Source organism: Pseudoalteromonas sp. N1230-9 (assembly GCF_032716425.1).
Lineage (GTDB): Bacteria > Pseudomonadota > Gammaproteobacteria > Enterobacterales > Alteromonadaceae > Pseudoalteromonas.
Window position 1 is genome coordinate 2981937 of record NZ_CP090419.1, and the last position, 25146, is coordinate 3007082.

General features: G+C 41.1%; 27 protein-coding genes and 1 pseudogene. 8 read left to right on the forward strand and 20 right to left on the reverse strand.

Annotated features, from left to right (window positions below; genetic code table 11):
* Nucleotides 1-64 precede the first annotated feature (64 nt).
* Nucleotides 65-1219 carry an acetylornithine deacetylase gene (gene argE / locus LY624_RS13835; protein ID WP_341803234.1) on the forward strand — a complete coding sequence of 385 codons (1155 nt, stop codon included), beginning with the start codon at nt 65-67 and terminating at the stop codon, nt 1217-1219.
* A 36-nt stretch (nt 1220-1255) separates the two neighbouring features.
* Here the strand turns inward: argE and panP are convergent, their stop codons facing one another.
* Nucleotides 1256-2884 (reverse strand): pyridoxal-dependent aspartate 1-decarboxylase PanP, encoded by a 1629-nt coding sequence (gene panP, locus LY624_RS13840; RefSeq protein ID WP_130149495.1) that lies wholly within the window; start codon nt 2882-2884, stop codon nt 1256-1258.
* 247 nt (nt 2885-3131) lie between these two features.
* Between panP and LY624_RS13845 the strand changes: the two genes are divergently transcribed.
* Nucleotides 3132-4988, forward strand: coding sequence for an EAL domain-containing protein (locus tag LY624_RS13845; protein WP_237119940.1), 1857 nt, complete (start codon nt 3132-3134; stop codon nt 4986-4988).
* Nucleotides 4989-5008: 20 nt separating this feature from the next.
* On the opposite strand, the gene trmB is transcribed toward LY624_RS13845, so the two are convergent.
* The 8 genes from trmB to folB all read right to left on the reverse strand — a co-directional run bounded on the left by trmB (nt 5009) and on the right by folB (nt 11162).
* Nucleotides 5009-5674, reverse strand: a complete 666-nt coding sequence (gene trmB / locus LY624_RS13850; protein ID WP_237119941.1) for a tRNA (guanine(46)-N(7))-methyltransferase TrmB — start codon at nt 5672-5674, stop codon at nt 5009-5011.
* A complete protein-coding gene (locus LY624_RS13855) occupies nt 5674-6441 on the reverse strand; it encodes an ABC transporter permease (RefSeq protein ID WP_054551083.1) in 768 nt (255 codons plus the stop codon). Before LY624_RS13855 ends, trmB begins: the two co-directional genes overlap by 1 nt.
* Nucleotides 6441-7370 (reverse strand): ABC transporter ATP-binding protein, encoded by a 930-nt coding sequence (locus LY624_RS13860; protein WP_130149492.1) that lies wholly within the window; start codon nt 7368-7370, stop codon nt 6441-6443. The genes LY624_RS13855 and LY624_RS13860 overlap by 1 nt, the downstream gene beginning before the upstream one ends.
* Nucleotides 7367-7990, reverse strand: a complete 624-nt coding sequence (locus tag LY624_RS13865) for a flavin prenyltransferase UbiX (protein WP_062568736.1) — start codon at nt 7988-7990, stop codon at nt 7367-7369. Before LY624_RS13865 ends, LY624_RS13860 begins: the two co-directional genes overlap by 4 nt.
* Before the next feature lie 22 nt (nt 7991-8012).
* The gene (gene mpl / locus LY624_RS13870; protein WP_341803235.1) at nt 8013-9356 is read right to left on the reverse strand and encodes a UDP-N-acetylmuramate:L-alanyl-gamma-D-glutamyl-meso-diaminopimelate ligase; all 1344 of its coding nucleotides are present in this window, start codon (nt 9354-9356) and stop codon (nt 8013-8015) included.
* 161 nt (nt 9357-9517) lie between these two features.
* Nucleotides 9518-10318: an undecaprenyl-diphosphate phosphatase gene (locus tag LY624_RS13875; RefSeq protein WP_062568734.1), complete on the reverse strand. Its 801-nt coding sequence runs from the start codon at nt 10316-10318 to the stop codon at nt 9518-9520.
* Nucleotides 10315-10803 carry a 2-amino-4-hydroxy-6-hydroxymethyldihydropteridine diphosphokinase gene (folK, locus tag LY624_RS13880; protein WP_341803237.1) on the reverse strand — a complete coding sequence of 163 codons (489 nt, stop codon included), beginning with the start codon at nt 10801-10803 and terminating at the stop codon, nt 10315-10317. Before folK ends, LY624_RS13875 begins: the two co-directional genes overlap by 4 nt.
* Before the next feature lie 2 nt (nt 10804-10805).
* Nucleotides 10806-11162, reverse strand: a complete 357-nt coding sequence (gene folB, locus LY624_RS13885; RefSeq protein WP_062568732.1) for a dihydroneopterin aldolase — start codon at nt 11160-11162, stop codon at nt 10806-10808.
* A 228-nt stretch (nt 11163-11390) separates the two neighbouring features.
* Here folB and plsY point away from each other — a divergent pair, with 228 nt between their 5' ends.
* Entirely contained in the window at nt 11391-11993 is a 603-nt protein-coding gene (plsY, locus tag LY624_RS13890) for a glycerol-3-phosphate 1-O-acyltransferase PlsY (RefSeq protein WP_130149489.1), read from the forward strand.
* Between the two features lie 3 nt (nt 11994-11996).
* Here plsY and tsaD read toward each other — a convergent pair whose 3' ends face one another.
* The 3 genes and pseudogenes from tsaD to LY624_RS13905 form a co-directional block, all read right to left on the reverse strand.
* Nucleotides 11997-13010 carry a tRNA (adenosine(37)-N6)-threonylcarbamoyltransferase complex transferase subunit TsaD gene (gene tsaD, locus LY624_RS13895; protein WP_341803238.1) on the reverse strand — a complete coding sequence of 338 codons (1014 nt, stop codon included), beginning with the start codon at nt 13008-13010 and terminating at the stop codon, nt 11997-11999.
* A gap of 62 nt (nt 13011-13072) precedes the next feature.
* Nucleotides 13073-13663: a YjaG family protein gene (locus LY624_RS13900; RefSeq protein ID WP_130149487.1), complete on the reverse strand. Its 591-nt coding sequence runs from the start codon at nt 13661-13663 to the stop codon at nt 13073-13075.
* Nucleotides 13647-14011 (reverse strand): annotated as a pseudogene (locus tag LY624_RS13905) (putative signal transducing protein). The gene LY624_RS13900 and the pseudogene LY624_RS13905 overlap by 17 nt, the downstream one beginning before the upstream one ends.
* A gap of 86 nt (nt 14012-14097) precedes the next feature.
* On the opposite strand from LY624_RS13905, the gene LY624_RS13910 reads away from it, so the two are divergent.
* The 4 genes from LY624_RS13910 to LY624_RS13925 all read left to right on the forward strand — a co-directional run bounded on the left by LY624_RS13910 (nt 14098) and on the right by LY624_RS13925 (nt 17846).
* On the forward strand, nt 14098-14505 hold the full coding sequence (locus LY624_RS13910; RefSeq protein ID WP_130149486.1) for a DUF2721 domain-containing protein: 408 nt from the start codon (nt 14098-14100) through the stop codon (nt 14503-14505).
* 52 nt (nt 14506-14557) lie between these two features.
* Nucleotides 14558-16084, forward strand: coding sequence for a DUF3369 domain-containing protein (locus LY624_RS13915; protein ID WP_341803240.1), 1527 nt, complete (start codon nt 14558-14560; stop codon nt 16082-16084).
* Nucleotides 16085-16202: 118 nt separating this feature from the next.
* Nucleotides 16203-17090, forward strand: a complete 888-nt coding sequence (locus LY624_RS13920) for a LysR family transcriptional regulator (RefSeq protein WP_130149484.1) — start codon at nt 16203-16205, stop codon at nt 17088-17090.
* 135 nt (nt 17091-17225) lie between these two features.
* On the forward strand, nt 17226-17846 hold the full coding sequence (locus tag LY624_RS13925; protein WP_341803241.1) for a 2OG-Fe(II) oxygenase: 621 nt from the start codon (nt 17226-17228) through the stop codon (nt 17844-17846).
* Nucleotides 17847-17850: 4 nt separating this feature from the next.
* Here LY624_RS13925 and ubiA read toward each other — a convergent pair whose 3' ends face one another.
* Together ubiA and LY624_RS13935 are read right to left on the reverse strand one after the other, a co-directional pair.
* A complete protein-coding gene (gene ubiA, locus LY624_RS13930) occupies nt 17851-18729 on the reverse strand; it encodes a 4-hydroxybenzoate octaprenyltransferase (protein ID WP_237119948.1) in 879 nt (292 codons plus the stop codon).
* Nucleotides 18726-19271: a chorismate--pyruvate lyase family protein gene (locus LY624_RS13935; protein WP_341803242.1), complete on the reverse strand. Its 546-nt coding sequence runs from the start codon at nt 19269-19271 to the stop codon at nt 18726-18728. The genes ubiA and LY624_RS13935 overlap by 4 nt, the downstream gene beginning before the upstream one ends.
* A 165-nt stretch (nt 19272-19436) precedes the next feature.
* Between LY624_RS13935 and LY624_RS13940 the strand changes: the two genes are divergently transcribed.
* On the forward strand, nt 19437-19844 hold the full coding sequence (locus LY624_RS13940; protein WP_341803243.1) for a flagellar basal body-associated protein FliL: 408 nt from the start codon (nt 19437-19439) through the stop codon (nt 19842-19844).
* 37 nt (nt 19845-19881) lie between these two features.
* Here LY624_RS13940 and glpG read toward each other — a convergent pair whose 3' ends face one another.
* From glpG to LY624_RS13970, 6 genes are all read right to left on the reverse strand, one after another.
* Nucleotides 19882-20697 (reverse strand): rhomboid family intramembrane serine protease GlpG, encoded by an 816-nt coding sequence (gene glpG / locus LY624_RS13945; RefSeq protein ID WP_341803244.1) that lies wholly within the window; start codon nt 20695-20697, stop codon nt 19882-19884.
* Nucleotides 20694-21011: a thiosulfate sulfurtransferase GlpE gene (gene glpE / locus LY624_RS13950; protein ID WP_130149478.1), complete on the reverse strand. Its 318-nt coding sequence runs from the start codon at nt 21009-21011 to the stop codon at nt 20694-20696. The genes glpG and glpE overlap by 4 nt, the downstream gene beginning before the upstream one ends.
* Before the next feature lie 55 nt (nt 21012-21066).
* Entirely contained in the window at nt 21067-22092 is a 1026-nt protein-coding gene (gene tdh / locus LY624_RS13955) for an L-threonine 3-dehydrogenase (protein WP_062568718.1), read from the reverse strand.
* A 55-nt stretch (nt 22093-22147) separates the two neighbouring features.
* A complete protein-coding gene (locus tag LY624_RS13960; RefSeq protein ID WP_062568717.1) occupies nt 22148-23344 on the reverse strand; it encodes a glycine C-acetyltransferase in 1197 nt (398 codons plus the stop codon).
* 159 nt (nt 23345-23503) lie between these two features.
* Nucleotides 23504-24055, reverse strand: coding sequence for a D-glycero-beta-D-manno-heptose 1,7-bisphosphate 7-phosphatase (gene gmhB, locus LY624_RS13965; protein ID WP_237119951.1), 552 nt, complete (start codon nt 24053-24055; stop codon nt 23504-23506).
* Nucleotides 24052-25113, reverse strand: a complete 1062-nt coding sequence (locus LY624_RS13970; RefSeq protein WP_341803245.1) for a glycosyltransferase family 9 protein — start codon at nt 25111-25113, stop codon at nt 24052-24054. Before LY624_RS13970 ends, gmhB begins: the two co-directional genes overlap by 4 nt.
* Between the last annotated feature and the right edge of the window lie 33 nt (nt 25114-25146).

Genomic DNA, 25146 nt, shown 5'->3' on the forward strand with positions numbered 1-25146 from the left:
ATTCATCATAAATACTTTTATATTGTTATGCAATTAGATTGAATAATTATTTTTGGATTTTTTTATGTCATTTCCCTCTTTTTTATCTATGTATCAGCAGCTAATTGCTGCCCCCTCAATCAGTTCGATTGAAGACTCTCTGTGCATGAGCAATAAAGAGGTGATCACCTTGCTCGCTACTTGGTGCGAAAGCCTTGGTTTTACATGTGAAATAACAGAGCTCGAAAACGGTAAAGGCCGCTATAACTTATTAGCGAAGCGTGGTGAGGGAGATGGCGGTTTAATGCTTGCGGGTCATACCGACACGGTGCCTTTTGATGATAGCCGCTGGAACTATAACCCCTTTCAACTCAGTGAGCATGACAACAAACTTTATGGCTTAGGCAGTATTGATATGAAAGGCTTTTTTGCCTTTGTATTGCAGGCAATTAGCGAGCTTGATGCAACGAAGCAAACAGAGCCACTATTGATCCTAGCCACTGCTGATGAAGAAACCACGATGGCAGGTGCGCAACAAATTTGTCGCCATCCTAATTTAAAACCGGCACGCTGTATTATAGGTGAGCCAACAGATATGACCCCTGTGTTCACTCACAAAGGCCACATGAGCACTGCGATTCGTGTGATTGGTCGCTCAGGTCATAGCTCAGATCCAGAACGTGGTTTAAACGCCATTGAAGTAATGCATAAAATGATTGCAAAATTGTTAATCATTAAAGAAGAATTAAAGAATAAATATTCAATTGAACATTTTCAAATCCCGTACCCGACTTTAAACCTTGGCCATATTCATGGTGGCGATAATGCAAACCGTATTTGCGGCTGCTGTGAAATGCACATAGATATGCGACCTTTACCTGGTTTAAGTGTGCAAGAACTGCAAGCGATTTTGCTAACTGCTGCTGAAGAAATTAATGCCCACTACCCTAATGCGGTGAGTGTTATTGACTTACACGAGCCTATTCCAGCATTTAGTGGCAGTACAGATACTGCGCTTGTTAAACTTGCCGAACAAGTATCAGGTCAACCTGCCGTTGCAGTAAATTACTGCACTGAAGCACCGTTTATTCAACAGCTTGGCTGTGAAACAATTGTCATGGGGCCAGGCTCAATAAATCAAGCCCACCAGCCCGATGAGTTTTTAGCGATGGAAAAAATCAAACCTTCACAAGAAATCATCAGCAAAATGATTAAAGCAAGTTGCTTTCGTAATGAGTAAAAAGGGAGCTTGATGCTCCCTTTTCTAATTCACTCACTAATCCATATATTTACTTAAGTACTTTTTAAAAACAGGATCGGTTTTCGCTAGGGCTTTTTGCTCCGCTAAAATATCTTTGAGAATTGTTTTAGAGGTTAATGGATTAGCTAATACAACCCTAAACACAACCGTTGGTTGATGGTCATATTTTGCAGGTGTTAAACGTGTACGCGATACAAAAGAGCGTCCTGCTTCACGCTGACGTTTTTGCATACTTGCGGTAAAACGATTCAACGAAGCGTAAATATCTAATTTAGTTTCTTCGTCAGCATCTTTAAGCTTAGCTTGGATTTCTTTTGGTACGTAGCGATAGGTTAATAGGCAAAGCTCAGGCTCTGAGATTAATTCAAAGTCTTCATCCTGCTTAATCATGTCGGCGAAAGTACGAGCTTTGACAATACTACGGTCAATCAACATTTCGTAGCCTTTACGGCCAATAACACGTAAGCAAGCATGCACTAACATTGCCATACCTGGGCGACTGCCCTCTAAAGTATGACTGCCTAAATCTTTAGAGCCTTTACGAAGAATATATTCCGCATGGTGCTCTATTGCATCTGTGGCAGCAGGGTCTTTAAATAACACAAGGCCTGCGCCCATTGGCACATACATTTGCTTATGGGCATCAATGGTGATTGAATCAGCGCGTTCGATGCCACTTAATAAATGACGGTAATTTTTAGATAATAAAGTTGCCCCGCCCCATGCCGCATCAACGTGAAAATGACAGCCAAGCTCTTCGCTTAAATCGGCCATTTCGTTAAGTGGGTCTATACTGCCGGTTTCAGTCGTTCCAGCAACCCCAACTAGCGCCATAACTTTAATGCCAGATGCTTCAAGTTCATGGGCTTTTTCACGCATGGCTTGAACATCAACCTTGTTGTTTTCACCTGTTTTAATAGCAACAATGTTATCGCGCCCAATGCCAAGTAAATCAACCGTTTTACCAAGCGAATAGTGGCCTCGCTCTGAAACGAGTACAGCAAGCCCTTTATAGCCATAGTGCAGCATGCCAGCAATTAAACCTTGTGCTGCAATGCCTTTATAGTCGCCATCGGCTTTTAATAAACGGTTACGGGCAATCCATAAGGCGGTAATATTGGCAACGGTTCCCCCAGAACAAAACGCCCCTAGAGATGTTTTTGCGCTATGCATCCACTTATTATAAAACGCATCCTCTTCACCATACGCTAAATGGTGCATCATCCCTAAAACTTGTCGTTCTAGTGGCGTAAATGCTTTTGACGTTTCTATCTTTACTAGGTTTTGGTTTAGACCCACCATCAATTTTGATAGCGGTAACACAAAATGTGGCAAAGCGGATGTCATGTGACCAATAAAGCTTGGTGCAGCTGTGTGAACTGAGTGTGCAACTAACTGCTCCATAATGTCTTGCGCGTAGTCAGAGACAAAAGTGGGCTCTTCTGGGATATTTGCCGACTGAAAATCTTTTTCTATCTCATGCAATGGCTTTTCAATTGCCGCAATATTCTCATTTAAGAATCCTGCAAGATTGCTTGAAATCTCTGATTCTATTCTACTCAACGTTGAGTCCGGTGCTTCAGGCACCGTAAAAATACGAATCAAACTTTCTTTAGAGGCGACGGCACAACGCTTTTGATCCATCTTAATACCCATTATAAGCAGCTAAAATGAACCCAATGCAGGAACATTAAGGTCTGAGTTTTAGCGGCACTGTTGCTACGAAATTGGCTAACTTTACTGGAATATCACAAAAATGTCTCGTTTAAAGCTAAAAAGCCACAGATTCGATGACAAAAAAATGATGTATCAATGAAATTTGCGCTAATTTTCTACTATCAGCCAGTTGTTTTTTAAGTATAATCATTACACCACTGATAAAGGAATAATTATGTCCAAAGGAATGCAAAAGACCGGTTGGCTGCTTTATGGATTTGCCACTTTTTTTATCAGCTTATTTGGTTACATCTACTACACCTATGAAACCGCTCGTAGTGAAATAATGGCTGGTATTGATTCAAAGCTCCTCAATGCGGCTGTAAGTGTTAACCATATTTTAGGCAAGGATTATCACAATCAAGTCAACGCCGGCATACCGATTTCTTCGGCTGTTTATAAGCAAAAAATGAGAGCGCTCTCAGAATACGCCAAGCAAATGGACTTAGCGTATGTTTATTCTATGGTACTACGTGACGATACCGTTTTTTTTAGCGCATCGAGTTATACCCAAAAAGATCAAAACGGCGGCCGCATCACGCAGTTTATGGATCCCTACACCGAAGCAACCAAGATAAATAAAGACGCTTTTTTTTCTACAGAGCCTGTATTCGAAGTTTCAAAAGATCAATGGGGGCACTTTAAAAGTATTTTTGTTACTTTCATCGATGAAAATGGCCATACTTATCTTACTGGCGCCGACATTACAATTACTGATCTAAACCAACAGTTACAACAAAGCGTAACACGCGCGACTATCACTGGGTGCTTCTTCTTTTTTATTGCAGCCTTAATTGCAGGGCTTTATTTTTTACAACTTAAGCGTTCTCTTTCTACGGATGCCCGTACAGGCTTTGCTAATCACGTAGCGCTGGAATATTACATTAAAAAAAGCACCAAACACCGTATGGAGCTTGCAGTTGTTACGATTAATGAAGTCGAGGATATTAGTAGCTTTTATGGTACAGAAGTAAGCGACAAGGTAATGGCCAGTTTATTGAGCTATTTTCAATCTCGCCTACCCAACGAAGCGCTGGTATTTCGTCTTGCTACCAATAAAATAGCGCTGTTACATACACGCGGTGCAGAGCAAGATTTTGATGACACTATTAACGCCTTTAATCAATCAATCCCTGTACTTAACGAGCCGTTTATTTATGTTAGTTTGCATGCAGGCATTGCCTCAGGTAATAAGCTAATGCTGATTGAAAACGCACATATTGCTCTTCAACAAGCAAAATTAAACAATCAACGTATTATTCGTTACGAGAATGTCTTTAAACAAGTAGAAGAACAGTTTAGGTACAATGTAAAGCTGGCTAAAAAAGTAAAAGAAGCGTTTGATAACAATCGTATCGTCCCCTATTTCCAACCCATTTATGATACGCAAACACAACAGGTGACTCATTACGAAAGCTTAGCAAGAATGGCATCAGCACAAGGGCGCATCTATACACCAGATTACTTTCTAACTGTTTTGAAACGCTCTCGAATGGACGGATTACTAACACGTACCATGTTTACTCGCTGTATTGAGCAATTTCGAAAAACTTCAATTAGCTGGAGCATTAATATTACAGCGCAAGATATTCTGGATCCCAGCTTAAGTGAGTTTTTAGAACAGCAGTTAAGACGCTACCCACAACCCAACAATATTATTTTTGAGTTTCATGAAACAGAAGCAATTGCCTACTTTAGTGAAGTAAAGGCATTTATTAGCTTACTTAAAAATAAAGGTGCGCAGGTTATGATTAACGAATTTGGTGCAGGATATTCAAACCTCTCAAATATCTTAAAGCTTGAAGTTGATGGCCTAAAGCTAGACCGTGGCTTAGTTAGCCAAGCACACACCAATGATGACAGCTATATGTTTATTGAACATTTAGTGAAGTACGCCAAACAACTTAACCTTGATGTCGTTGCCGAACAAGTCGAGAGCGAGCAAGTGGCTGAAGCACTTTCTAAAGCAGGTATTACACTAATGCAAGGAAACCACTTCGCGCCACCCACGCCTTATGTGCCTCAGTCATAATACCAAGGCCACAGTGCGTGTTATAGGTTTATAACTAAGCGATGACTCTGTTGGCCACTAGCCCAATATTTACGCTCAAATGGTGTAATAGCGGTATCGCTTTCATACAACTCAACATCGCACTTATGCCCTGCAAGCTCAAGCGAGCGAGCAAATTCCTTTACGTAAATATCCCAGTTGCTTCTAAGCTCTAAACGCCCACCTAATTTAATAATAAATGGGAATATAGCAGCACCGTGCCAGCGCCTTTGTAGGTGTTTGGCTTTTGGCCAAGGGTTTGGATACAGCAAGTAATGGTGCGTGGGCTGCCAGTTAGCAGCCACCGCTAAACGCCAAAAGTCGTTTAAATCAGCTTGCACTAAAATGTACTGGCCTGCATCGGTTTGCTTGTACTCTATATCATGCTTATCTAAACGATGAGATGATTTATCAATGCCAATCACTAACGCATCTGGGTGATGCTTTGCTAAGTTAGCGGTACTTTCACCCACACCACAGCATGAATCAAGAATGAGTGGCCCAGCAAACGCCTGCACCTTTTCATTTACCTGATCAAAAGCCGCTTGCGTATGCTCTGCAATCGGCTTTTTAAATTCAGCACTTAGGTGTTTTAAAACAATTTCATCTAGCTTTTCATGTAAGCTAGGTTGATTCGATACAATACTTCTCGAATTTGCATCCGTCATTAGTGTCTAAGCCCCACACCACGTTTAATAAGGGTTAATGCTAACGTAAATAAACCCACAATAAATAAACCAAGTACACCAAATGCCACCGATAAGTCGACATCTGACACACCTAAGAACCCATATCTAAATGCATTTACCATATAAATAATTGGGTTTACTTGCGATACGCCTTGCCAAAATTCTGGCAATAAAGTGATAGAGTAAAACACCCCACCAAGATAAGTCAGCGGTGTTAAAATAAAGGTCGGGATAATACTAATATCATCAAAGCTATTAGCATAAATTGCGTTGATAAGTCCGCCTAACGCAAACACTGCCGACGTTAAAATAACCGTTGCCATGATCACAAAAATATTGTGAATTTGAATATCTACAAACAACAAAGAGACACAGGTAACAATCAAACCAACTAACATACCGCGCGTCATACCACCGCCCATGTAGCCAAGTACAATGATGTAATTGGGCACTGGCGCTACTAAGAGCTCTTCAATACTTTTTTGAAATTTAGTCGAATAAAAGCTTGAGGCCACATTCGAGTAAGAGTTGGTGATCACCGACATCATAATCAGGCCCGGTACAATAAACTCCATATAAGTAAAGCCGCCCATATCACCGATACGAGAACCGATCAGATTACCAAAAATCACAAAATACAGGCTCATCGTGATTGCTGGCGGTACTAATGTTTGCACCCAAATACGTAAAAAGCGAATACACTCTTTGATCCAAATACTTTTTAGCGCTACACCATATTTAAACATTATTCGCCTCGCCCCTGTTCTAATAATCCAACAAACAGCTCTTCTAAACGGTTTGCTTTATTTCGCATACTAAGCACTGTGTTACCTTGCTCGGTTAGCGCACTAAATACCTGATTTAAGCCCTGAGACTTTGCCACTTCAACTTCTAAAGTATGATCATCAGTCTGTGTGTAGTTGTAGCCTTCAATGCTAATTGGCTGCACAGGCTGCTTTAAATCAAGTACAAAGGTTTCTTTATCAAGCTTGGCAAGTAACGCTTTAATAGTGGTGTTTTCAACAATCACGCCGCTGTCGATAATTGCGATGTTTTTACATAACAGCTCAGCTTCTTCGAGGTAGTGAGTAGTCAAGATGATGGTGACACCTTGTTTATTTATCTCACGAAGAAAGTCCCACATTGAGCGGCGTAGCTCAATATCCACACCCGCAGTTGGCTCATCTAAAATAAGTAATTTAGGTTCATGCATCAGTGCACGAGCAATCATTAAACGGCGTTTCATACCACCTGAAAGAGTGCGCGCTTGCTTATCTTTTTTCTCAAATAAACCGAGCTGCTTTAAATACTTTTCTGCGCGTTCATGCGCCAGCTTTCTTGGTACACCATAATAACCCGCTTGGTTAACCAAAATTTGGTTAAGCGTTTCAAACTGACTGAAATTAAATTCTTGCGGCACTAAACCGAGTTCAGATTTAGCGGCTTCAAGGTGAGTATCAATGTCGTGACCAAATACCTCTACGCGACCAGCGCTTTTGTTCACTAACGATGAGATAACACCAATGGTGGTTGATTTACCAGCCCCATTTGGGCCAAGCAAAGCAAAGAAATCGCCTTGCTGAACTTGTAAATCAATGCCTTTTACAGCTTCAACACCATTTTTATAAACCTTTTTTAGGCCTTCAATATTTAATGCGATCGTTTTTTCGCTCACTGTTTGCCCTCTCCATAACCCCAACGTTTCGTCAAAGTATGTTCAATGTTTAAATGATCTAAAATTCGCGCCACCATAAAATCAACCAGATCTGAAATCTGCTCAGGCTGGTGATAAAACCCGGGTGCCGCAGGCATAATGGTTACGCCAAGCTTTGCTAGTTTCAGCATGTTTTCAAGATGAATTTCGCTAAAAGGGGTCTCACGCGGGACTAAAATCAGCTGCCCACGTTCTTTTATAACCACGTCAGCAGCGCGCTCAAGTAAGTTATCTGATGCCCCAACAGCAATGGCAGACACTGAGCCCGCACTACATGGGCAAACCACCATTTTCTTCGGCGCGGCTGAGCCAGATGCAACAGGACTAAACCAGTTATCTTTACCAAATACTTTTAGTTGCTCTGGCGCGGCATTAAAGAGCGTACTGAGCTGTTCAGTTGCTTTATCTTCGTTGCCCGACAGTTTTATATTCGATTCGGTATCAAGCACCACTCTTGCCGCACTTGAGATCAGTACATACACCTGAAACTGCTGCTCAAGTAATACCTCTAGTAACCGTAAGCCATAAGGGGCACCTGAGGCACCGCTAAAAGCTAAGGTTATTTTATCTTTAAATTGCATACAGTTATGCTCCGTATACTGGTTAGTTTTGTTCAAGTGTGCTGATTAAACGCTGATGAATACCTTCAAAGCCACCATTACTCATTATTAAAATATGTTGTGACGGCGCACTTCCTTCAGCAACTGCTGCAATGATTTCCTCAGTGCTTGGCATACAATGCATACCTGCTTTATCTGCGTATTCTTTTAATGACCAGCTTAAGTTTTCAGGTTCAAATAAATACACATCATCGGCAGCTTTTAGGGAATCAATCAAGGTTTGTTGATGCACACCCATTTTCATGGTGTTTGAGCGCGGCTCTAAAATGGCAATAATCTTCTCATCGCCCACTTTTGCACGTAAACCTGCAAGAGTTGTTTTAATTGCCGTTGGGTGATGTGCAAAATCGTCATACACTTTAATGCCATTCACATCGGCTTTTAGCTCCATGCGGCGCTTAGGAGAAATAAACTCTGCTAAACCAGCAATGCTCACTGACACAGCAATCCCGACATGACGAGCGGCTGCAATAGCCATAATGGCATTTTTGACATTGTGCTCGCCCATCGCTTGCCACGATACAACGCCCTGCACTTCCCCTGCTAATAATACTTCAAATTCACTGCCATCAGCTTTAAGCAAGCGGTAATCCCAGTCTCCCGACAGTGTTTCGCTCTCGCTCCAAAGGCCTCGTTCAATCACATCTTGTAGTGCTTCATCTTGGCTTGGCCAAATGACTTTGCCACTACCAGGTAGTGTACGCATCAGGTGGTGAAATTGTTTCTTTATGGCGTTTAAATCTTCAAAAATATCCGCATGATCAAATTCAAGATTATTTAGGATTAAAGTGCGTGGTAAGTAATGTACAAACTTACTGCGTTTATCAAAAAAGGCGGTATCGTATTCGTCGGCTTCAATTACAAAAAACGGGGTTTCGCCAACACGTGCAGACACACCAAAATTTTGCACAATGCCACCAATTAAGAACCCTGGTTTCATACCGGCATACTCTAATAACCATGCCAGCATACTCGCTGTGGTTGTTTTGCCATGCGTACCCGCAACAGCTAAAACCCACGAGTTTTGTAGTAAATTATGTTTTAACCATTCTGGGCCCGAGGTATAAGGTAGGCCCTTATCAAGCACATATTCAACACAGGGATTGCCACGACTCATCGCATTACCAATCACCACCATATCAGGGGCTGGCTCAAGTTGTGCAACGTCATAACCTTGAGTTAGTGTGATACCCAGCTCTTCTAATTGTGTGCTCATCGGCGGGTACACATTTTGATCAGAGCCTGTCACTGTATGACCTAACGATTTAGCGATTGCGGCGATACCACCCATAAAGGTGCCACAAATTCCAAGAATATGAATATGCATCTACTGTCCTGAGCAAAATGAATGATAGATAAAATAAGCCGTTATAATGCCAAATATAAGCTTTACTTACCATTACTACACGGCAATAGACTTTTGCCAAATAACCAACATAAAAAAACACCTCAATTTGAGGTGCTTTTCTAATCAAGCTAAATCTCTACTTACAGCATTAAAAATGCAAACAAACCGACACCAAGTAGTAAGCGATAGATAACAAATGGCATCATCCCCATACGCTCAATCACTTTTAAGAAAAAGAAAATACAGGCATATGCAGATATAAAAGATAAGCCAGCGCCAAGCATCAAGGTATTCCACTCTACGATATGATCGCCAAGAGCCAACTCTATTGTGTAATATAGTCCCATCATTAAAATAACAGGAATAGCCAATAAAAATGAAAAGCGTGCGGCACTTTGCTTATTCATACCCAGCATTAAACCTGCGGTCATAGTAATACCTGACCGTGATGTGCCTGGGATCATAGCCATCGCCTGTGCCATGCCAATCATAAGTGCGGATTTCCAGTTCAGTTGGTAAATCGTTTTGGTTTGCTTACCTTTTGCATCGGCATACCAAAGTAATAAGCCAAACAAAATAGTCGTTACCGCGATCACCCATGCACTACGTAGGTAAAGCTCTATTAAATCTTTAAAAATAAGCCCAAGAATAGCCGCAGGTATCGTGCCTACTATGATCCACCAACCTAGCTTACTATCATCGGTTGCACCTTGTGAGCCAAACGATTTAAACCAAGCGCCAAGAATATCGACCACTTCTTTTCTAAAGTACAGAACAACTGCACCTAAGGTTCCAACGTGAACAGCCACATCAAATGCTAAACCTTGGTCTTGCCACCCGAGAATCTGCGACGGAAGAATTAAATGCGCTGAGCTAGAAATAGGTAAAAACTCAGTCAGTCCTTGAATTAAAGCTAAAACAATTATCTCAATAATACTCATGGGTTAGTAAACTCCACCTTCCATAGTTTTTGTTGCGGGTTATCATAATTATCCCATAGCTGAGCAAGGGTTAGCTTCGCTACGGGGTGAAAAAAATCGGGAGCTATTTCTGCTAAAGGCTGAAGCACAAAAGCATTTTTTGTAATTTCATCTCGCGGTAATTGTGCGGGATAATCACATATAACATCATCATAAAAAAGTAAGTCTAAATCGAGTGTACGCGGGCTAAACTTTTTATCTGCACGAGTACGACCATTATCAAGCTCAATTTGTTTCAATAATTTGCACAACTTCTCAAGAGGTATATCCGTCTTGGCCGCAACCACTGAGTTATAAAAATTATTTCCAGCAAAACCAACCGCTTCACTCTCATAAACTGATGAGTGTACAAAATCGGGGAAGTAAGATTTCAAGGCTATAAGCGCTTGGTGAAGATAATGCTCTTTATTGACATTAGAACCTAGACTAATAAAAATTTGCGCCATTATTAGCTTACCTTACGGCGGGTTATCTCAACGCCCACCGTTTGCGCTTGTGGCACAGCGGCTGGTTTACTGACACGAATAGTTACTTGGTTGGTAGCAAATTCAGTAAGAATAAGTGCAGCCAATTGCTCAACTAAGGTTTCAAGCAACTCAACAGGCTTCGCCGTTGTATGTTCAATAACACGCTCACTCACTTTCGCATAATCAAGTGCAAGGTTTATATCATCGGTTGCTGCAGCGGCTGAGATATCACAAAGCATTTCAATATCAAAATATAAGCTTTGTTTACTTTCTTTTTCAAAATCATATACACCAATGATGGTGTCTACGTGCAGTTGTGATATATATACCTTGTCCATTAAGACTCCAAATGACATAAATATGTAAGGTAAAACAACCTTATGCGCTTATTGATCTTAATAATACGCTTTATAAGCTGTCATAATGTTTTAATATATTAAAATTACCCCTACAATAACGGATAGATTGTTAGTATTTTTTTGTAACAATCTAATCGAAAAAATAGCGGCAGACGGTTTTGCCGCCAATGATAGCCCAAAAGTGCCGATTAAAAAATAAGGAAGCGCGTGTTAGCAGTTTTAATGTTAGTTTTAGCCTATTTACTAGGATCGGTTTCGTCCGCTATCCTTGTTTCTCGGCTATTTAGACTACCAGACCCACGCAGTCATGGATCGAATAACCCTGGAGCCACCAACGTTTACCGCCTCGGTGGAAAGTTACCCGCTGTATTAGTGCTTGTGTTTGACATATTAAAAGGAACGATCCCTGTTTGGGGCGCTTACTTTTTAAACATAGAGCCTCTGATGCTCGGTCTTATCGGTGTTGCAGCATGTCTAGGCCATATGTACCCATTATTTTTTGGCTTTAAAGGCGGAAAAGCCGTTGCCACTGCTTTTGGTACCTTGCTACCTATTGGTTTATCTCTAGGTGGGATGCTAATCACAACTTGGCTGCTAATTATTGCAATTACACGTTATTCATCACTCGCGGCATTAGTGACAGTATCTCTTGCACCGCTTTACACATGGTGGATAAAGCCACTTTATACTTTGCCGGTAACATTTTTAACGGTATTAATTATTTTTCGCCATAGAGCGAATATGACACGTTTGATGTGTGGCGATGAACCAAAGGTTGGGGCTAAGAAAAAAGCCCCAGAAAATGAATAGCGCTTATAACGGCTCAAGAGAATCGATTGGCCAGCGCGGCTTAGTTTTCATATCAAGACTTGCAAATTGCCCTGCTTTTAAACGCTGCATACCGGCATAAGCGATCATTGCACCATTATCTGTACAAAACTCAGTACGCGGGTAATACACGCGCCCTTTCATGCCTTGCATTACACGTTCTAGTTGCGAACGTAATTGAACATTGGCACTTACACCACCTGCAATCACTAAACGTTTAATGGCTGTTTGTTTTAATGCACGTTTACATTTAATGATAAGCGTATCAATAACGGCTGTTTGGAATGCATGTGCGATGTCTGCTTTAGTTTGCTCGTCATCATCGTTATCACGAATCGCAATTGATGCTGCGGTTTTCAAACCACTAAAGCTAAAGTCTAAACCTGGTTTATCTGTCATCGGGCGTGGGAATACAAATCGCTCTGGCGTGCCTTGCTCCGCAAGTTTTGCTAGGCGAGGGCCACCGGGGTAATCAAGACCTAGTAATTTAGCAGTTTTATCAAACGCTTCACCCGCCGCATCATCCACCGACTCACCCAAGACTTCGTACTCACCAATACCTGACACTTTAACCATCATGGTATGGCCGCCCGAGACAAGCAGCGCAATAAACGGAAATTCTGGCTGTTCTTCTTCAAGCATAGGGGCAAGTAAATGACCCTCCATATGGTGAACAGCCACAGCGGGGATGTTCCAACCATAGGCTAGTGAACGGCCAATCGAGGTGCCCACAAGTAAAGCTCCCACGAGGCCTGGGCCTGCCGTATAAGCAATGCCATCTAAGTCTTCAGGGCCACAACCCGCTTGTGCAAACGCCGCATCAATTAACGGTAAGGTTTTGCGTACATGGTCCCGTGATGCAAGTTCTGGCACTACACCGCCGTAGTCTGCATGTACTTTAACTTGGCTGTATAGTTGATGTGCTAATAAGCCTTGTTCATCATCATAAATGGCAATACCTGTTTCATCACATGATGATTCAATACCTAAAATTCGCATCAATTACTCCGCCAATAAAAAACAAACGCGCATTTTACAGCGAAAATACGCATTACTGAACATTAAATTGCAATACCAATGTTGGTTTGACCGTCAGATACCGCAAGCTGTTTAAGCTCTTTTACGTTCTGGGAAGTAATTCGGCCCATTTGCTCTACAAAATCAATAAGTTCAGCAAGCACATCAATTTCATATTGCATTAAAGGGTGCTCACGTACGGCCTTGTTATCAGCCAACTCACCATCAACAGTCAGTTGATACTCAATATAACGTGCGACTGAGGCCTGGGAAATTTTACTGATGTTTAGAAATTCTTGTTCATCTTTTGCCATTAAACCATGCAACATGCCAAGCAATGCCGTTGCTGTATCAATCGCTGGGTATACACCAAACATATCAAAATCATTTAATTCAGGTACATTAGGCTCAATTTTTTCAATTTGCTTCTCAAGGCTAATTTTACTTTTGGGTAGTAAAATTTTCTCCCAACACACACTTAACGCACTACGAAACACGGATCCGTCACCAAACCCTGTGGCTTCGCTAAATAGGGCATAGTTAGGCAACATACGCTCAAGCAATGCACCACCCAAAACCGCTTTTTGTAAATAGTTTAATTCTCTAATACGTTGAAAATTATTCGCTTTCGTCATTCTTTACAGTCCACAAGACCAACATATTTCAAACGTTGACCCATTAAGCTCGCTACATGTTGGGCAAACCCAGTCAGGAGCGGATTGTTTCACTTGCTGGTAGTTTATCAATATTTCGCGCGCCTGGCGCTCTTTTATCGCATAAACTCGTACTTCGACTCCCGTTTGCTCAAATGGGATCTCGCCGAGAGCGCCTTGCAACATTTCACCTTGCAGCTCACATTGAATTCCAGCGCTTTCTAACAACCCTTTAATTATGTTAGCTTGCAAGGCATTCTCAGCCCTAAAAATCCCCACCCAAGTAAATGAATCACCAGTATTATCTTGATTTAAATTATTTTTTTGCAAATTGATTCTCTTTTACTTTGCACGACTTTAAACCTAAGCTACTCTAGCTATTGACCTTTGTGCAACCCATATTTAAAGGCGGCTTAATGACACTTACAACCCCAGGACTACTCTTCCCTGCAATTTCTCTTTTGTTGCTAGCGTATACGAATCGCTTTTTAGTACTTGCTCAGTTAATTCGTGAGCTTAACGCACGTGAAGGTGACTGCATTCGTCCTTTAGTTGTTGCACAAATCGAAAACCTTAGAAAACGAATTAAATTAATAAGAGTGATGCAAGTATATGGTGTCGCTTCATTTTTTATGTGCACTCTTTCTATGTTTGCTTTATTTATTGAATTTAATACCACAGGCATTGTGCTATTTGGGATAAGCCTTGCTAGCCTCGCTTTATCCTTATTAACCTCGTTGTATGAAATCCACATTTCGTGCGATGCAATCGAAATCGAACTTCAGAATATCGAAAAAAAACCACTTTCAGATAAGGCAGAGTAAATTTCTGCCTCTATACTTATTGTTACGAGAAATAACAATAAGTGGTGCGTGCGTGGATGACTTTTTGTTTTCTGATGAACGATTAGAAGAGAGTGATATACAAACTGAAGAGCCTGAATATTGGCACATTCTTGTTGTTGACGACGAAGAAGATATCCATCAGGTTACTAAGCTTGTGCTTGCAGGTTTCACCTTTGAAGGAAAAGGATTGCGCTTTTACGATGCCTATTCGGCAGCCGAAGCCAAAGAGTTTTTAAAAAAGGACATCCCCTTCTCAGTGGCCTTGGTTGATGTTGTTATGGAAACCAACCACGCAGGTCTTGATTTAATTCAATATATACGTGATGACATCGATAATCACGATATTCGCCTAATATTAAGAACAGGGCAACCAGGTGAAGCACCTGAAGAATCTATTATTCGTGATTACGACATAAACGACTATAAAAATAAAACAGAGCTCACTGCAATTAAAATCAAAACACTGCTTTATTCTGCACTGAGAGCGCATCGTGATATTCAGATTATTGACCGTCATAAACACGGTCTTGAGCAAATAATTAATGCATCGGCAAATTTTTTAAAATGCGACAGTGTCCATGAGTTTGCATCAACAATTTTAAGCCATGTCACCAACGTGATGGGTATAAATGATGCCCAAATATATTGCGCCGCCGCCGTCAACTTACAATCATCCCCCGCCACTGATTTTCAGTTGCTCGCCGCATCTGGCGTAGGTCCAACACCAAAGCAAAGCACTATTCCAAATGAAGTAAAAAGCTTATTTATAGATGCTCATGAGCGTAAGTCTTCGCTAAAAACAAGTACTGACTATATAGGTTACTTTCCAACTAAAGCTGGCCTTGAAACCATGTTATACGTGCACAAAGGCACAAAACTTCAATCAACAGATCATCAACTACTGGAGTTTTATGCAAACAATATAGCACTGGCTTATGACAACCTAAAGCTACGAGAGATGGTTAAAGATTCACAAAAAGAGTTATCGTATATTTTGGGGGAAGCTGTTGAAAAACGCTCAAAAGAAACAGGCTCACACGTAAAGCGTGTCGCACTTTATAGTGAACTCCTAGCAAAACTCTCCCAGTTAGATCCATTCCAGTGCGAAATTATTAAACTTGCCTCCCCATTGCACGACATAGGAAAAATAAGTATTCCTGACAATATCTTAAATAAACCAGGCAAATTAGATGAGCACGAGTGGAAAATAATGAAAAACCACGCTCAAATCGGCTATGAAATTCTAAAAAATTCAAGTAACGAGATTTTAAGTTGTGGTGCAACAATCTCTCACCAACATCATGAAAAGTGGGACGGTACAGGTTACCCTCAAGGTTTATCAGGAAGTAATATTCATATTGTCGGCCGTATTACCGCTATTGCCGATGTATTTGATGCACTGTGTAGCGACCGCTGTTATAAAAAAGCATGGCCATTAGAAGACGCATTAACATTAATAAAAGAGCAACGAGGGAAACATTTTGATCCAACTTTAGTCGATATATTACTTGAAAATTTAACACTTTTCCTAGAGATTAAAGACCGATACCCTGATTAGTGTAACTTTTCGGTAAACAACACTTTCCAAAATAGGTACTATAATTTACTATGCCATCGTAAAGTATAATTATTTTGCCTGGATGTAAGGGCTTACTTATAACAAGGGACTATTTAAAGTGAGATTTGAACAACTTGAACAATTCGTTGCACTAGGCGTGCTCAGGCATTTTCGCCAAGCTGCAGAAAAAACTCAAATTAGTACTTCAGCATTAACTCGCAGTATTCAAACGCTCGAGGATGAAATTGGTTATGAGCTTGTCACCCGCTCTACCCGCTCGGTAAAACTAACCAAAGAGGGTGAACTTTTCTTAGAATACGCAAAACAAACCCTTAATAATTTAGAAGAAACGAAAAAACGTTTATTTGAATCATTAAATGGCTGCGTTAACGAAAAGCTTGTCATTGGTTACACAACTAAAGCAAGTACTGTTGTGCCTGTTTCTTGTGGGCAATTTTTAGCTCAGTACCCACACGTAAAAATTGAAATGCAACTACAAGAGCAAGGCGAACTTATTCGTAAATTGCAACTGGGTGAAATAGACATAAGCGTGTGCTCGCAGGCAATGAATAGTATTGGCAGCGACATCCACTTACCAGACCAACTTATCCTATTTGTTTCAAAAGATCACCCGCTTGCTAATAAGAGCGATATTAGTAAACGTGATTTGGCTGACTACCCAATGTACAGTTGTTTTGCACAGTCGAAGCAAGTTCAAACTATGCTTAACGAAGCAGTTGACTCATTCAATAAATCATCAAGCATTAAAGTTGGTAGTATTGAACAGGTGATGGATGGCCTTAAAAAGTCAGATCATATTGCAATTGCAAGCATTGAGCATGCTAACAGTGTTTCTTCTGACTCTGAGCTACTTTTATTAAAAACGAATAAAGGGATCGCTCATGAACAATTGGTTATTCAAACTAATGAGCAGGTTAATGAAAACTCGCATATTAGTCATTTATTAGATTTAATTGAAAAGACAGCGTTATCTAGTCACAACTAACGCATACATTTAAGCTAGCCTTGCAAGCAAAGGCTAGCTCCCTTCTTCACTTAATCATCAACATATTGCATAAAAAGCGTGCATGATTCTTTTTTTCAGCTACACTTACGCACCTTTTTTTGATTGTGCACATGAATGACCGCGCAACTTATTTCCAACACCTATTTAGACGCAATAGAACAAACCGGCTATGCCATTGTTGAAAACGCAATTGATGAAAACTTACTAACTGATTTAATTGCAGATTGTTATCGTATTAATCCGCATTTTCATACTGCGGGAATTGGTCGTTTGAACGACCAACAAATTGATAAAACCATCCGTAAAGATAAGACCTTTTGGTTTGATAGTTCAAGCCAAGCACAAATTACTTATCTTGCGACCATGGAAGCGATAAAGACACAGTTAAACCGCAGTTTTTTCTTAGGGCTGTTTGACTATGAATGCCATTATGCAAAGTATCAACAAGGCGACTTTTATAAAAAACACTATGATGCCTTCAAGGGTCGTTCAAACCGTATTTTTACAACCGTCTGTTATTTAAATACACCTGATTCAGGTGGTGAACTCGTCATCTATAAGCCAAAAAGCAAAGATATTGAGGTCATTGTAAAACCTCAAGCGGGTACACTTGTGATGTTTGAAAGCGAACGCTTCATGCACGAAGTATTACCAGCAGAAGATGTTCGCTACTCGATTGCAGGCTGGTTCAGAAAAAATGCCTCAATCAGCGGAATTATAGACCCGCCAAGATAATGAGCTAAAATGGCAATGGCAAGGAAGCTGCTAAACCTATAAATATCACTAAACCCACATAGTGATTATTTAAAAAAGCTTTAAAACAAGGATCCCGCTCGCGGCCATGAATGAGTTTTTGTTGATAAAGTAAAAAGCCAACTCCAGCAGCCAATCCAAGCCAATAATAAAGACCGAGTTGGTTACTAAGGCCTATATAAGCAAGAATCGCTACAAACAAGGCATTGAGTAAAAAGATAATGTGCCTATCATAACTCGCAAACAAAATAGCTGTTGATTTAACACCTATTTTCAAATCATCATCTCTATCAACCATGGCATACATGGTGTCATAAGCCACAGTCCAAACAAGGTTAGCAATAAATAAAAGCCATGCTTCTACAGGTACTGAACCAATCGAGGCCATATAAGCCATTGGGATAGCCCAACTAAATGCCGCACCAAGCACAACTTGCGGTAATTGGGTATAACGCTTCATAAATGGATAACAAAATGCCAGCGCGAGTGCGCCAAACGACAGCAATATCGTTGACCATCCGAGCATTAACACTAAGCCAAATGCCACTGCAATAAGCAGCACAAATAAACTCAAAGCCTCACCACTTGAAACTAACCCCGCAGCCAATGGGCGCTGTGCTGTGCGTTTTACTGAGCCATCAATTTTACGATCTGCGTAATCATTAATCACACAACCGGCACTACGCATTACAAAGACCCCTAGGCTAAATACGACAAAATTTAGCACGCTAGGCGCGCCTTGATTCGCAAGCCAAAGTGCCCAATATGTTGGCCAAAGCAATAACAAAGTCCCTATTGGTTTATCGGTACGCATCAATTGCTTATAGTAAGGGATATGTGCGATGTGTAATGCAGCTAATTTCATAAGTAAATATAGGCTCCAGGTAAGAAGACTTCAGCAACTAAAAAATGCGCACGAGATAGCGAAAACACACTGCGTCTACCCCATAACATCTGCGGTTCTAAACCTAACTCATTTATAAGAGAATCTAGTTGGTGTTGCTCTGAAAATTCAGCCACTTCAATTTCGGTGCGTAAAAGACTGGGATCTTGGAAAATAACATCGCCTAAAGGCCTTGTACCCATACTTAACAACTGTTGCTTTTTTAGGGTATCATCTGCTGGCAACCAGCTTTGCGCATATACCATAGGCTTGTTATCACAAAGCAATAATACTTCGCGGTTTAATGCGTGACTTAAAGATGTATTTAATAGTGCTTGCTGCTCTGAGGTTAAGTCAAAAGGTGTTTCATTGAGCACATGAACAGAAAACTGTTGGCAATGACTTTTGAGCTTAGCGGTCAATGAGCCCGCTTCTAGCAACCAGCTTTGTTGCTGCTGCGTTAAATGTGGGTAGGCTGATGCCGATTGCCAATCGGCAACTAATGATATTGGGAATTTAGTCACAACAACTCAGTATTTTAAGAAACCGCGCAAATGATATCACTGCAAAACGTTTGGCAAAAGCCATCATTTAATCTCAACAACAGTTAAAATTCTTACAACAACCTGTATCTCTAGTGAGTTTGGGTATAGACTAAAAACCATTGAAAGGGTGGACTATTTTTAACTATGAAAAAATCGTTATTATCAATTTATTTGATATGCCTATTAGCAGTTAATGCAACACTTAGTTTTTCGGCACATGCCGAGTCAAAAGTCGGTTATTTTGGTTTTGAACCAGACATAATTACCAACTATATTGGCCAAGGTAACAAAAAGCTTGGTTATGTGCGTATTACGGTCGATCTTATGCTCAATGACATGTCGGATATCCGTGTCGTAGAACATCATACCCCTTTGCTGCGTGATGCGATTGTTGAAATTCTTTCTAAAGAGCCTGAAGAGAACATCAAGTCGCTTACCGGTCGAGAAGAAATAAGAAAGCGCTGTACTGAAAAGTTAAAAACACTTTTAAAACAAGAAACTGGGCAAGAAATAGTGCGTGAAGTATTGTTCACTAAATACTTATATCACTAGCCATAATAAGTGACGGCAAACGCCGTCACAGATTACTTTAACGGCGCGAAAGTAACTTATCTGATACAGCATAAGCCATACCTGATAAAAGCCCCGCAAGATGCGCCCAGTTAGCCATATTGACAGGTAACATTTCAACAAAGCCTAAAACCAGCCAAACAAGCATAAAACCAACAATACTTTTGCTGACTAAAGGCGGCTCTGTTGGTCTCATTGCACTGTATATCCAACAAAAGCCTAGCAAGCCGTAGACCACGCCACTCAAGCCACCAAAATTAGGCCCAACCAATAAAAACTGTGCCCAGTTACTGAAAAATGAGGTCACTAAAAATAAGCCGACTAAGGTTAACTTTCCACTGCGCTTTTCAATGTCATTACCTAGTGTCATCCACCAAATTAAATTAAAAATTAAATGGATAGCACTAAAATGCACGATTGCTGGTGTAAACCAACTAAGCGGTTGCGCAGGATTAAACTGTAGCATCCGATAAATGGTATCAAAACCACCGAGTAAAAAAGCCACAAAAATCGCTATTGATACTAGCGTGACTGTGCGATTGAGCCAGCTTAATGCTTTAAAACGCGTTTTTAGGTTGAGCGACTGACCTTGGTAAGAAAGTGATGATTGTGTGCTACCCACTTGCCAAGAGGCTTGCAGATACTTTTCATCATGTGGATTTGCAGCAAACTCTTGCCATAATGGTTGAGCTTGATGGAAATGCTCTGGAGCAACACAAATAATGACAGTTTCACCGTCTTCAGAGCGAAGCTCACCTTGTAAGCCTTTGCTTTTAATATAGTCAATAAACCCCTGCGCTGCGCGAGGGTTATTTATGCTGCCCAGTTCAATCATCGTTCAATATGCTCCGGAAGTTGTGTTTGCCAAGCTGTAAAGCCTCCATCCATACTGTAAACATCTTCAAAGCCCTGCTCAACTAAGTAGCTCGCAGCACCTTGAGAACTCACACCATGATAGCAAACAATAATGATTGGCTGATCGAACTCTTTATTCATCATAAACTCGCTAATATTAGCATTTGATAAATGCTCAGAGCCTGGAATGTGACCCGTTTGAAACGAGTTAGGGTCACGAATATCGGCAATCACAACGTCTTCTTTATCTAAAAGCGCAAACGTGTCGCTTACTGAAATATGCTTGTATGACATAATACTCTCTAAACTAAAAAGGCGGCAATCTGCCGCCTTATCACTATAAACGGCACTAATCCCAGTTAAGGATTACTTTACCAGATTGGCCTGAAATCATGGTATCAAAGCCCTCTTGGAAATCATCCACAGAGAACTGGTGAGTAATAATTGGTTTCAGATCAAGGCCTGATTGAATTAAGCTGGCCATTTTATACCAAGTTTCAAACATTTCACGGCCATAAATACCTTTGATAATTAAGCCTTTGAAAATAACTTGGTTCCAATCAACCGCCATATCTGAAGGTGGAATACCTAGCATAGCGATTTTGCCACCGTGATTCATGTTATTAAGCATGCTGTTAAATGCAACTGGCACACCCGACATTTCAAGGCCAATATCAAAGCCTTCTGTCATGCCAAGCTCTTTCATTACATCTTCAAGCTTTTCAGTTGCTACGTTTACTGCACGAGTAGCGCCCATTTTACGCGCTAAATCTAGGCGGTATTCGTTTACGTCAGTGATAACCACATGACGTGCACCAACGTGTTTAGCAACCGCTGCTGCCATGATACCAATTGGGCCAGCCCCCGTGATTAACACGTCTTCACCGACTAAATCAAACGACAACGCTGTGTGTACAGCATTACCGAATGGGTCAAAGATTGATGCTAACTCATCAGGAATGTTATCTGGAATTTTAAATGCATTGAAAGCAGGGATCACAAGGTATTCAGCAAATGCACCTTCGCGATTAACACCAACACCTGTGGTGTTACGACATAAATGTACACGGCCAGCACGACAGTTACGACAGTGACCACAGGTAATATGCCCTTCGCCCGATACACGGTCACCCACTTGGAAACCACGTACTTCTTGGCCCATATCAACCACTTCACCTACATATTCGTGGCCAACGACCATTGGCGTAGGAATTGTATTTTGTGCCCACTCATCCCATTTATAAATATGGACATCTGTTCCACAAATTGCTGTTTTGCGGATTTTAATAAGCAGATCGTTATGACCAACTTCAGGCTTTGGCGCATCAGTCATCCAAATTCCTGGTTCTGCTTTTAATTTAGATAATGCTTTCATGATTCACACTCAATTAAACAAAACCGAAGCAAAGGCTTCGGTTTAGGAAATAAAATTAGATAACACCCATTTCTTTACCAATACGGGTAAAGGCAGCTATTGCAGTGTCTAATTGCTCTTTTGTATGCGCCGCTGAAATTTGCGTACGAATACGTGCTTGACCTTTAGGTACCACAGGGAATGAGAAACCCGTTACGTAAATACCCTCAGCAAGTAATTTGTCTGCCATGGCTGAGGCAACTTTAGCATCGCCTAACATCACAGGAATGATCGCGTGATCTTTACCTGCACAGGTAAAGCCAGCCGCTTCCATTTGTTCACGGAAATATTTTGCGTTGTCCCAAAGCTTAGCGCGTAACTCGCCGCCGTTGCTCAGCATTTCAAGTACTTTAATTGATGCTGTAACAATTGATGGCGCAAGTGAATTTGAGAAAAGATACGGGCGCGAGCGTTGACGTAACCATTCAACGATTTCTTTCTTACCTGATGTGTAACCACCTGATGCGCCGCCCAGTGCTTTACCCAAGGTACCTGTGATGATATCGACACGGTCAAGTACACCACAGTACTCAGGTGTGCCTTTACCATTTTCACCTACAAAACCAACCGCGTGAGAGTCATCCACCATCACTAACGCATCATATTTATCAGCTAGGTCACACACCGCTTCAAGATTACAAATTACGCCGTCCATTGAGAAAACGCCGTCTGTTGCGATGAGTTTTGTTTTAGCACCCGCTTCATCAGCTGCAATAAGTTGCTTTTCAAGGTCGCTCATGTCGTTATTGGCATAACGGAAACGCTTAGCTTTACAAAGACGTACACCATCAATGATCGAAGCATGGTTTAAAGCGTCAGAGATAATCGCATCATCTGGGCCTAGGATAGTTTCGAATAAACCTGCGTTTGCATCAAAACATGATGAGTAAAGAATGGTATCTTCTGTTTCTAAAAACGCAGAAATCTTTTCTTCTAATGTTTTATGAATATCTTGCGTACCACAAATAAAACGGACTGATGCAACACCAAAACCGTGATCATCAAGACCTTGTTGCGCAGCTTTAATTAGCTCTGGGCTATTTGCTAGACCTAAGTAGTTATTTGCACAAAAGTTGATAACTTTATCACCCGATGCAACTTCAATTTGAGCCTGTTGTTGTGAGGTAATAACACGTTCGCTTTTGTATAGACCTTCAGCTTTTACTTCGTCTATTTGTTGCTGAAGCTGATTAAAAAACGCAGATGCTCTCATCTGAAATCTCCAAATAATCTTTTAAATAATCAGAGCCGATTAGCTGTGACTGTGAAATTTGCGCCTATTGTAAAAGCTTAGGCGAACAATTGCACTGTTTGTAGTTCGTCGCACGCCTTGAATGGGTGCGGATTTGCGAAATAAAACTGGTCTTACCTGCTATGAGTGTAAAACCAGAGCAGGTAAGTCGGCTAATGACTCACAAACGATATCAGCATGTTGTTCTGTTGACTCTGCGTAACTTTGCCCTGAACGCACCAATACACGCGTGGCAATACTTGCCCTTTCAGCTGCAATTAAATCTCCCAGCTTATCACCAACCATGATACTTTTTTTAGGGTCAATATCATGCTCAGTAATAGCCTGTAAAAGCATTCCTGGCGCAGGTTTACGACAGTCACACTCTTGCAAATAACTCGCTTGTGCTTTTGTTGGATGATGTGGACAAAAGTAAACCGCGAGAATAGGCACGCCATGACGTTTAAACTCGTCTTTCATCCAAGCTGTTAGATTATGAAAATCCTGCTCTGAATAGTAGCCCCGACCAATTCCCGATTGATTAGTAACCACCACAATTTCGTAGCCATCATCAGTAAACTTTTTGCAGGCATCAAACACACCGGCAACAAATTCAAACTCTTGTGGTTTATACACATAACCGTGATCAATGTTCACCACACCATCACGGTCTAAAAATAATACTTTCTTCATTTCAGTTGCTCTTTCAACACGACAAGGTCAAACATTAAAGTGACATCTTCTACACTAATCTGTGTCATTAGATCTGCCCCTTTAACACGCGTCCCCCATGGTAATTGTTCAGCTATTTTACCCGTTTGCTTAACAAGGTTTTGATGATAAACCTCAACCACGTAATCTTGGTACAAATAAGGACCTGTTCGTTTTGGGTTTGAATGAGCGTATAACCCTATCACAGGCGTGCCAACCGTAACCGCCATATGGGCAGGGCCAGTATCAGGAGCAAGCACTAAAGACGCGCGCTTTAACACACATAACAGCTCTTTGAGCTGAGTTTTACCGACAAGATTCAAAATAGGCGTCTTACTGTGACTAATGATTTGCTCTGCAAGCGTTTCTTCGAGCGGCGTTGGGCCACCCGTAATCACTACCGAGAAACCTTGATTGTGAGCATAGTCAGCAAGTGCTGCATAACGCTCAGGCAACCAATTTCGCTCTTTTTTGCTTGCCGCAGGTGAAATCACAAAAATACGCCCTGCTAAACGCTCTTCACCTAGTAACGTATCAGCAGCTTGCTGGTGCTGCTCAGTAATTGGCATCTGCCAGCTTGGTTGATAGTCAGGCACACCAATGGCGCTCGCAAACCCTTTAAAACCTTCCAACACATGAGCCTCGGCTTGTGGTGCAATGCGCTTATTAATAAACAAGCTATGTAACTCTTTTGCTCGCGCCCAATCAAAGCCAACTTTTATTTTGGCAGGAATACAACGTGCTGCAAGGTTTGCTCTCAGTGCTACTTGCATATGTAGTAACACATCAAATTGTCGACCTTTAAAAACCTGTTTAAGCTGTTTGTAAGCTTGCTTACCTTGTTTTTTATCGAACACCACAAATTCAACACCTGGTAAATCAGCCAGTAACATCGCTTCGATTTTACCAATCACCCAGGTAATTTTTGCCTTAGGATGCGCTTTTTGAATAGCTTGCACAGCCGATACTGCATGGCAAACATCACCAATAGCCGAAAGCCTTAATATACATATTTCTGAATACGAGGTTGAATGAGTCACACGTGCCCTTAGCAACAGCAAATAAAATGCGAT

What these genes read in the sequence shown, in the direction of transcription:
- LY624_RS13925 (WP_341803241.1), top strand. Translation starts at nt 17,226, where the DNA reads ATGACCGCGCAACTTATTTCCAACACCTATTTAGACGCAATAGAACAA.
- panP (WP_130149495.1), bottom strand. Translation starts at nt 2,884, where the DNA reads ATGGATCAAAAGCGTTGTGCCGTCGCCTCTAAAGAAAGTTTGATTCGT.
- mpl (WP_341803235.1), bottom strand. Translation starts at nt 9,356, where the DNA reads ATGCATATTCATATTCTTGGAATTTGTGGCACCTTTATGGGTGGTATC.
- LY624_RS13910 (WP_130149486.1), top strand. Translation starts at nt 14,098, where the DNA reads ATGACACTTACAACCCCAGGACTACTCTTCCCTGCAATTTCTCTTTTG.
- LY624_RS13845 (WP_237119940.1), top strand. Translation starts at nt 3,132, where the DNA reads ATGTCCAAAGGAATGCAAAAGACCGGTTGGCTGCTTTATGGATTTGCC.
- gmhB (WP_237119951.1), bottom strand. Translation starts at nt 24,055, where the DNA reads ATGAAGAAAGTATTATTTTTAGACCGTGATGGTGTGGTGAACATTGAT.
- LY624_RS13865 (WP_062568736.1), bottom strand. Translation starts at nt 7,990, where the DNA reads ATGCAATTTAAAGATAAAATAACCTTAGCTTTTAGCGGTGCCTCAGGT.
- glpG (WP_341803244.1), bottom strand. Translation starts at nt 20,697, where the DNA reads ATGATTGAACTGGGCAGCATAAATAACCCTCGCGCAGCGCAGGGGTTT.
- LY624_RS13960 (WP_062568717.1), bottom strand. Translation starts at nt 23,344, where the DNA reads ATGAGAGCATCTGCGTTTTTTAATCAGCTTCAGCAACAAATAGACGAA.
- glpE (WP_130149478.1), bottom strand. Translation starts at nt 21,011, where the DNA reads ATGTCATACAAGCATATTTCAGTAAGCGACACGTTTGCGCTTTTAGAT.
- tsaD (WP_341803238.1), bottom strand. Translation starts at nt 13,010, where the DNA reads ATGCGAATTTTAGGTATTGAATCATCATGTGATGAAACAGGTATTGCC.
- trmB (WP_237119941.1), bottom strand. Translation starts at nt 5,674, where the DNA reads ATGACGGATGCAAATTCGAGAAGTATTGTATCGAATCAACCTAGCTTA.
- LY624_RS13940 (WP_341803243.1), top strand. Translation starts at nt 19,437, where the DNA reads ATGAAAAAATCGTTATTATCAATTTATTTGATATGCCTATTAGCAGTT.
- tdh (WP_062568718.1), bottom strand. Translation starts at nt 22,092, where the DNA reads ATGAAAGCATTATCTAAATTAAAAGCAGAACCAGGAATTTGGATGACT.
- folK (WP_341803237.1), bottom strand. Translation starts at nt 10,803, where the DNA reads ATGGCGCAAATTTTTATTAGTCTAGGTTCTAATGTCAATAAAGAGCAT.
- LY624_RS13855 (WP_054551083.1), bottom strand. Translation starts at nt 6,441, where the DNA reads ATGTTTAAATATGGTGTAGCGCTAAAAAGTATTTGGATCAAAGAGTGT.
- ubiA (WP_237119948.1), bottom strand. Translation starts at nt 18,729, where the DNA reads ATGAAATTAGCTGCATTACACATCGCACATATCCCTTACTATAAGCAA.
- argE (WP_341803234.1), top strand. Translation starts at nt 65, where the DNA reads ATGTCATTTCCCTCTTTTTTATCTATGTATCAGCAGCTAATTGCTGCC.
- folB (WP_062568732.1), bottom strand. Translation starts at nt 11,162, where the DNA reads ATGGACAAGGTATATATATCACAACTGCACGTAGACACCATCATTGGT.
- LY624_RS13875 (WP_062568734.1), bottom strand. Translation starts at nt 10,318, where the DNA reads ATGAGTATTATTGAGATAATTGTTTTAGCTTTAATTCAAGGACTGACT.
- LY624_RS13900 (WP_130149487.1), bottom strand. Translation starts at nt 13,663, where the DNA reads ATGACGAAAGCGAATAATTTTCAACGTATTAGAGAATTAAACTATTTA.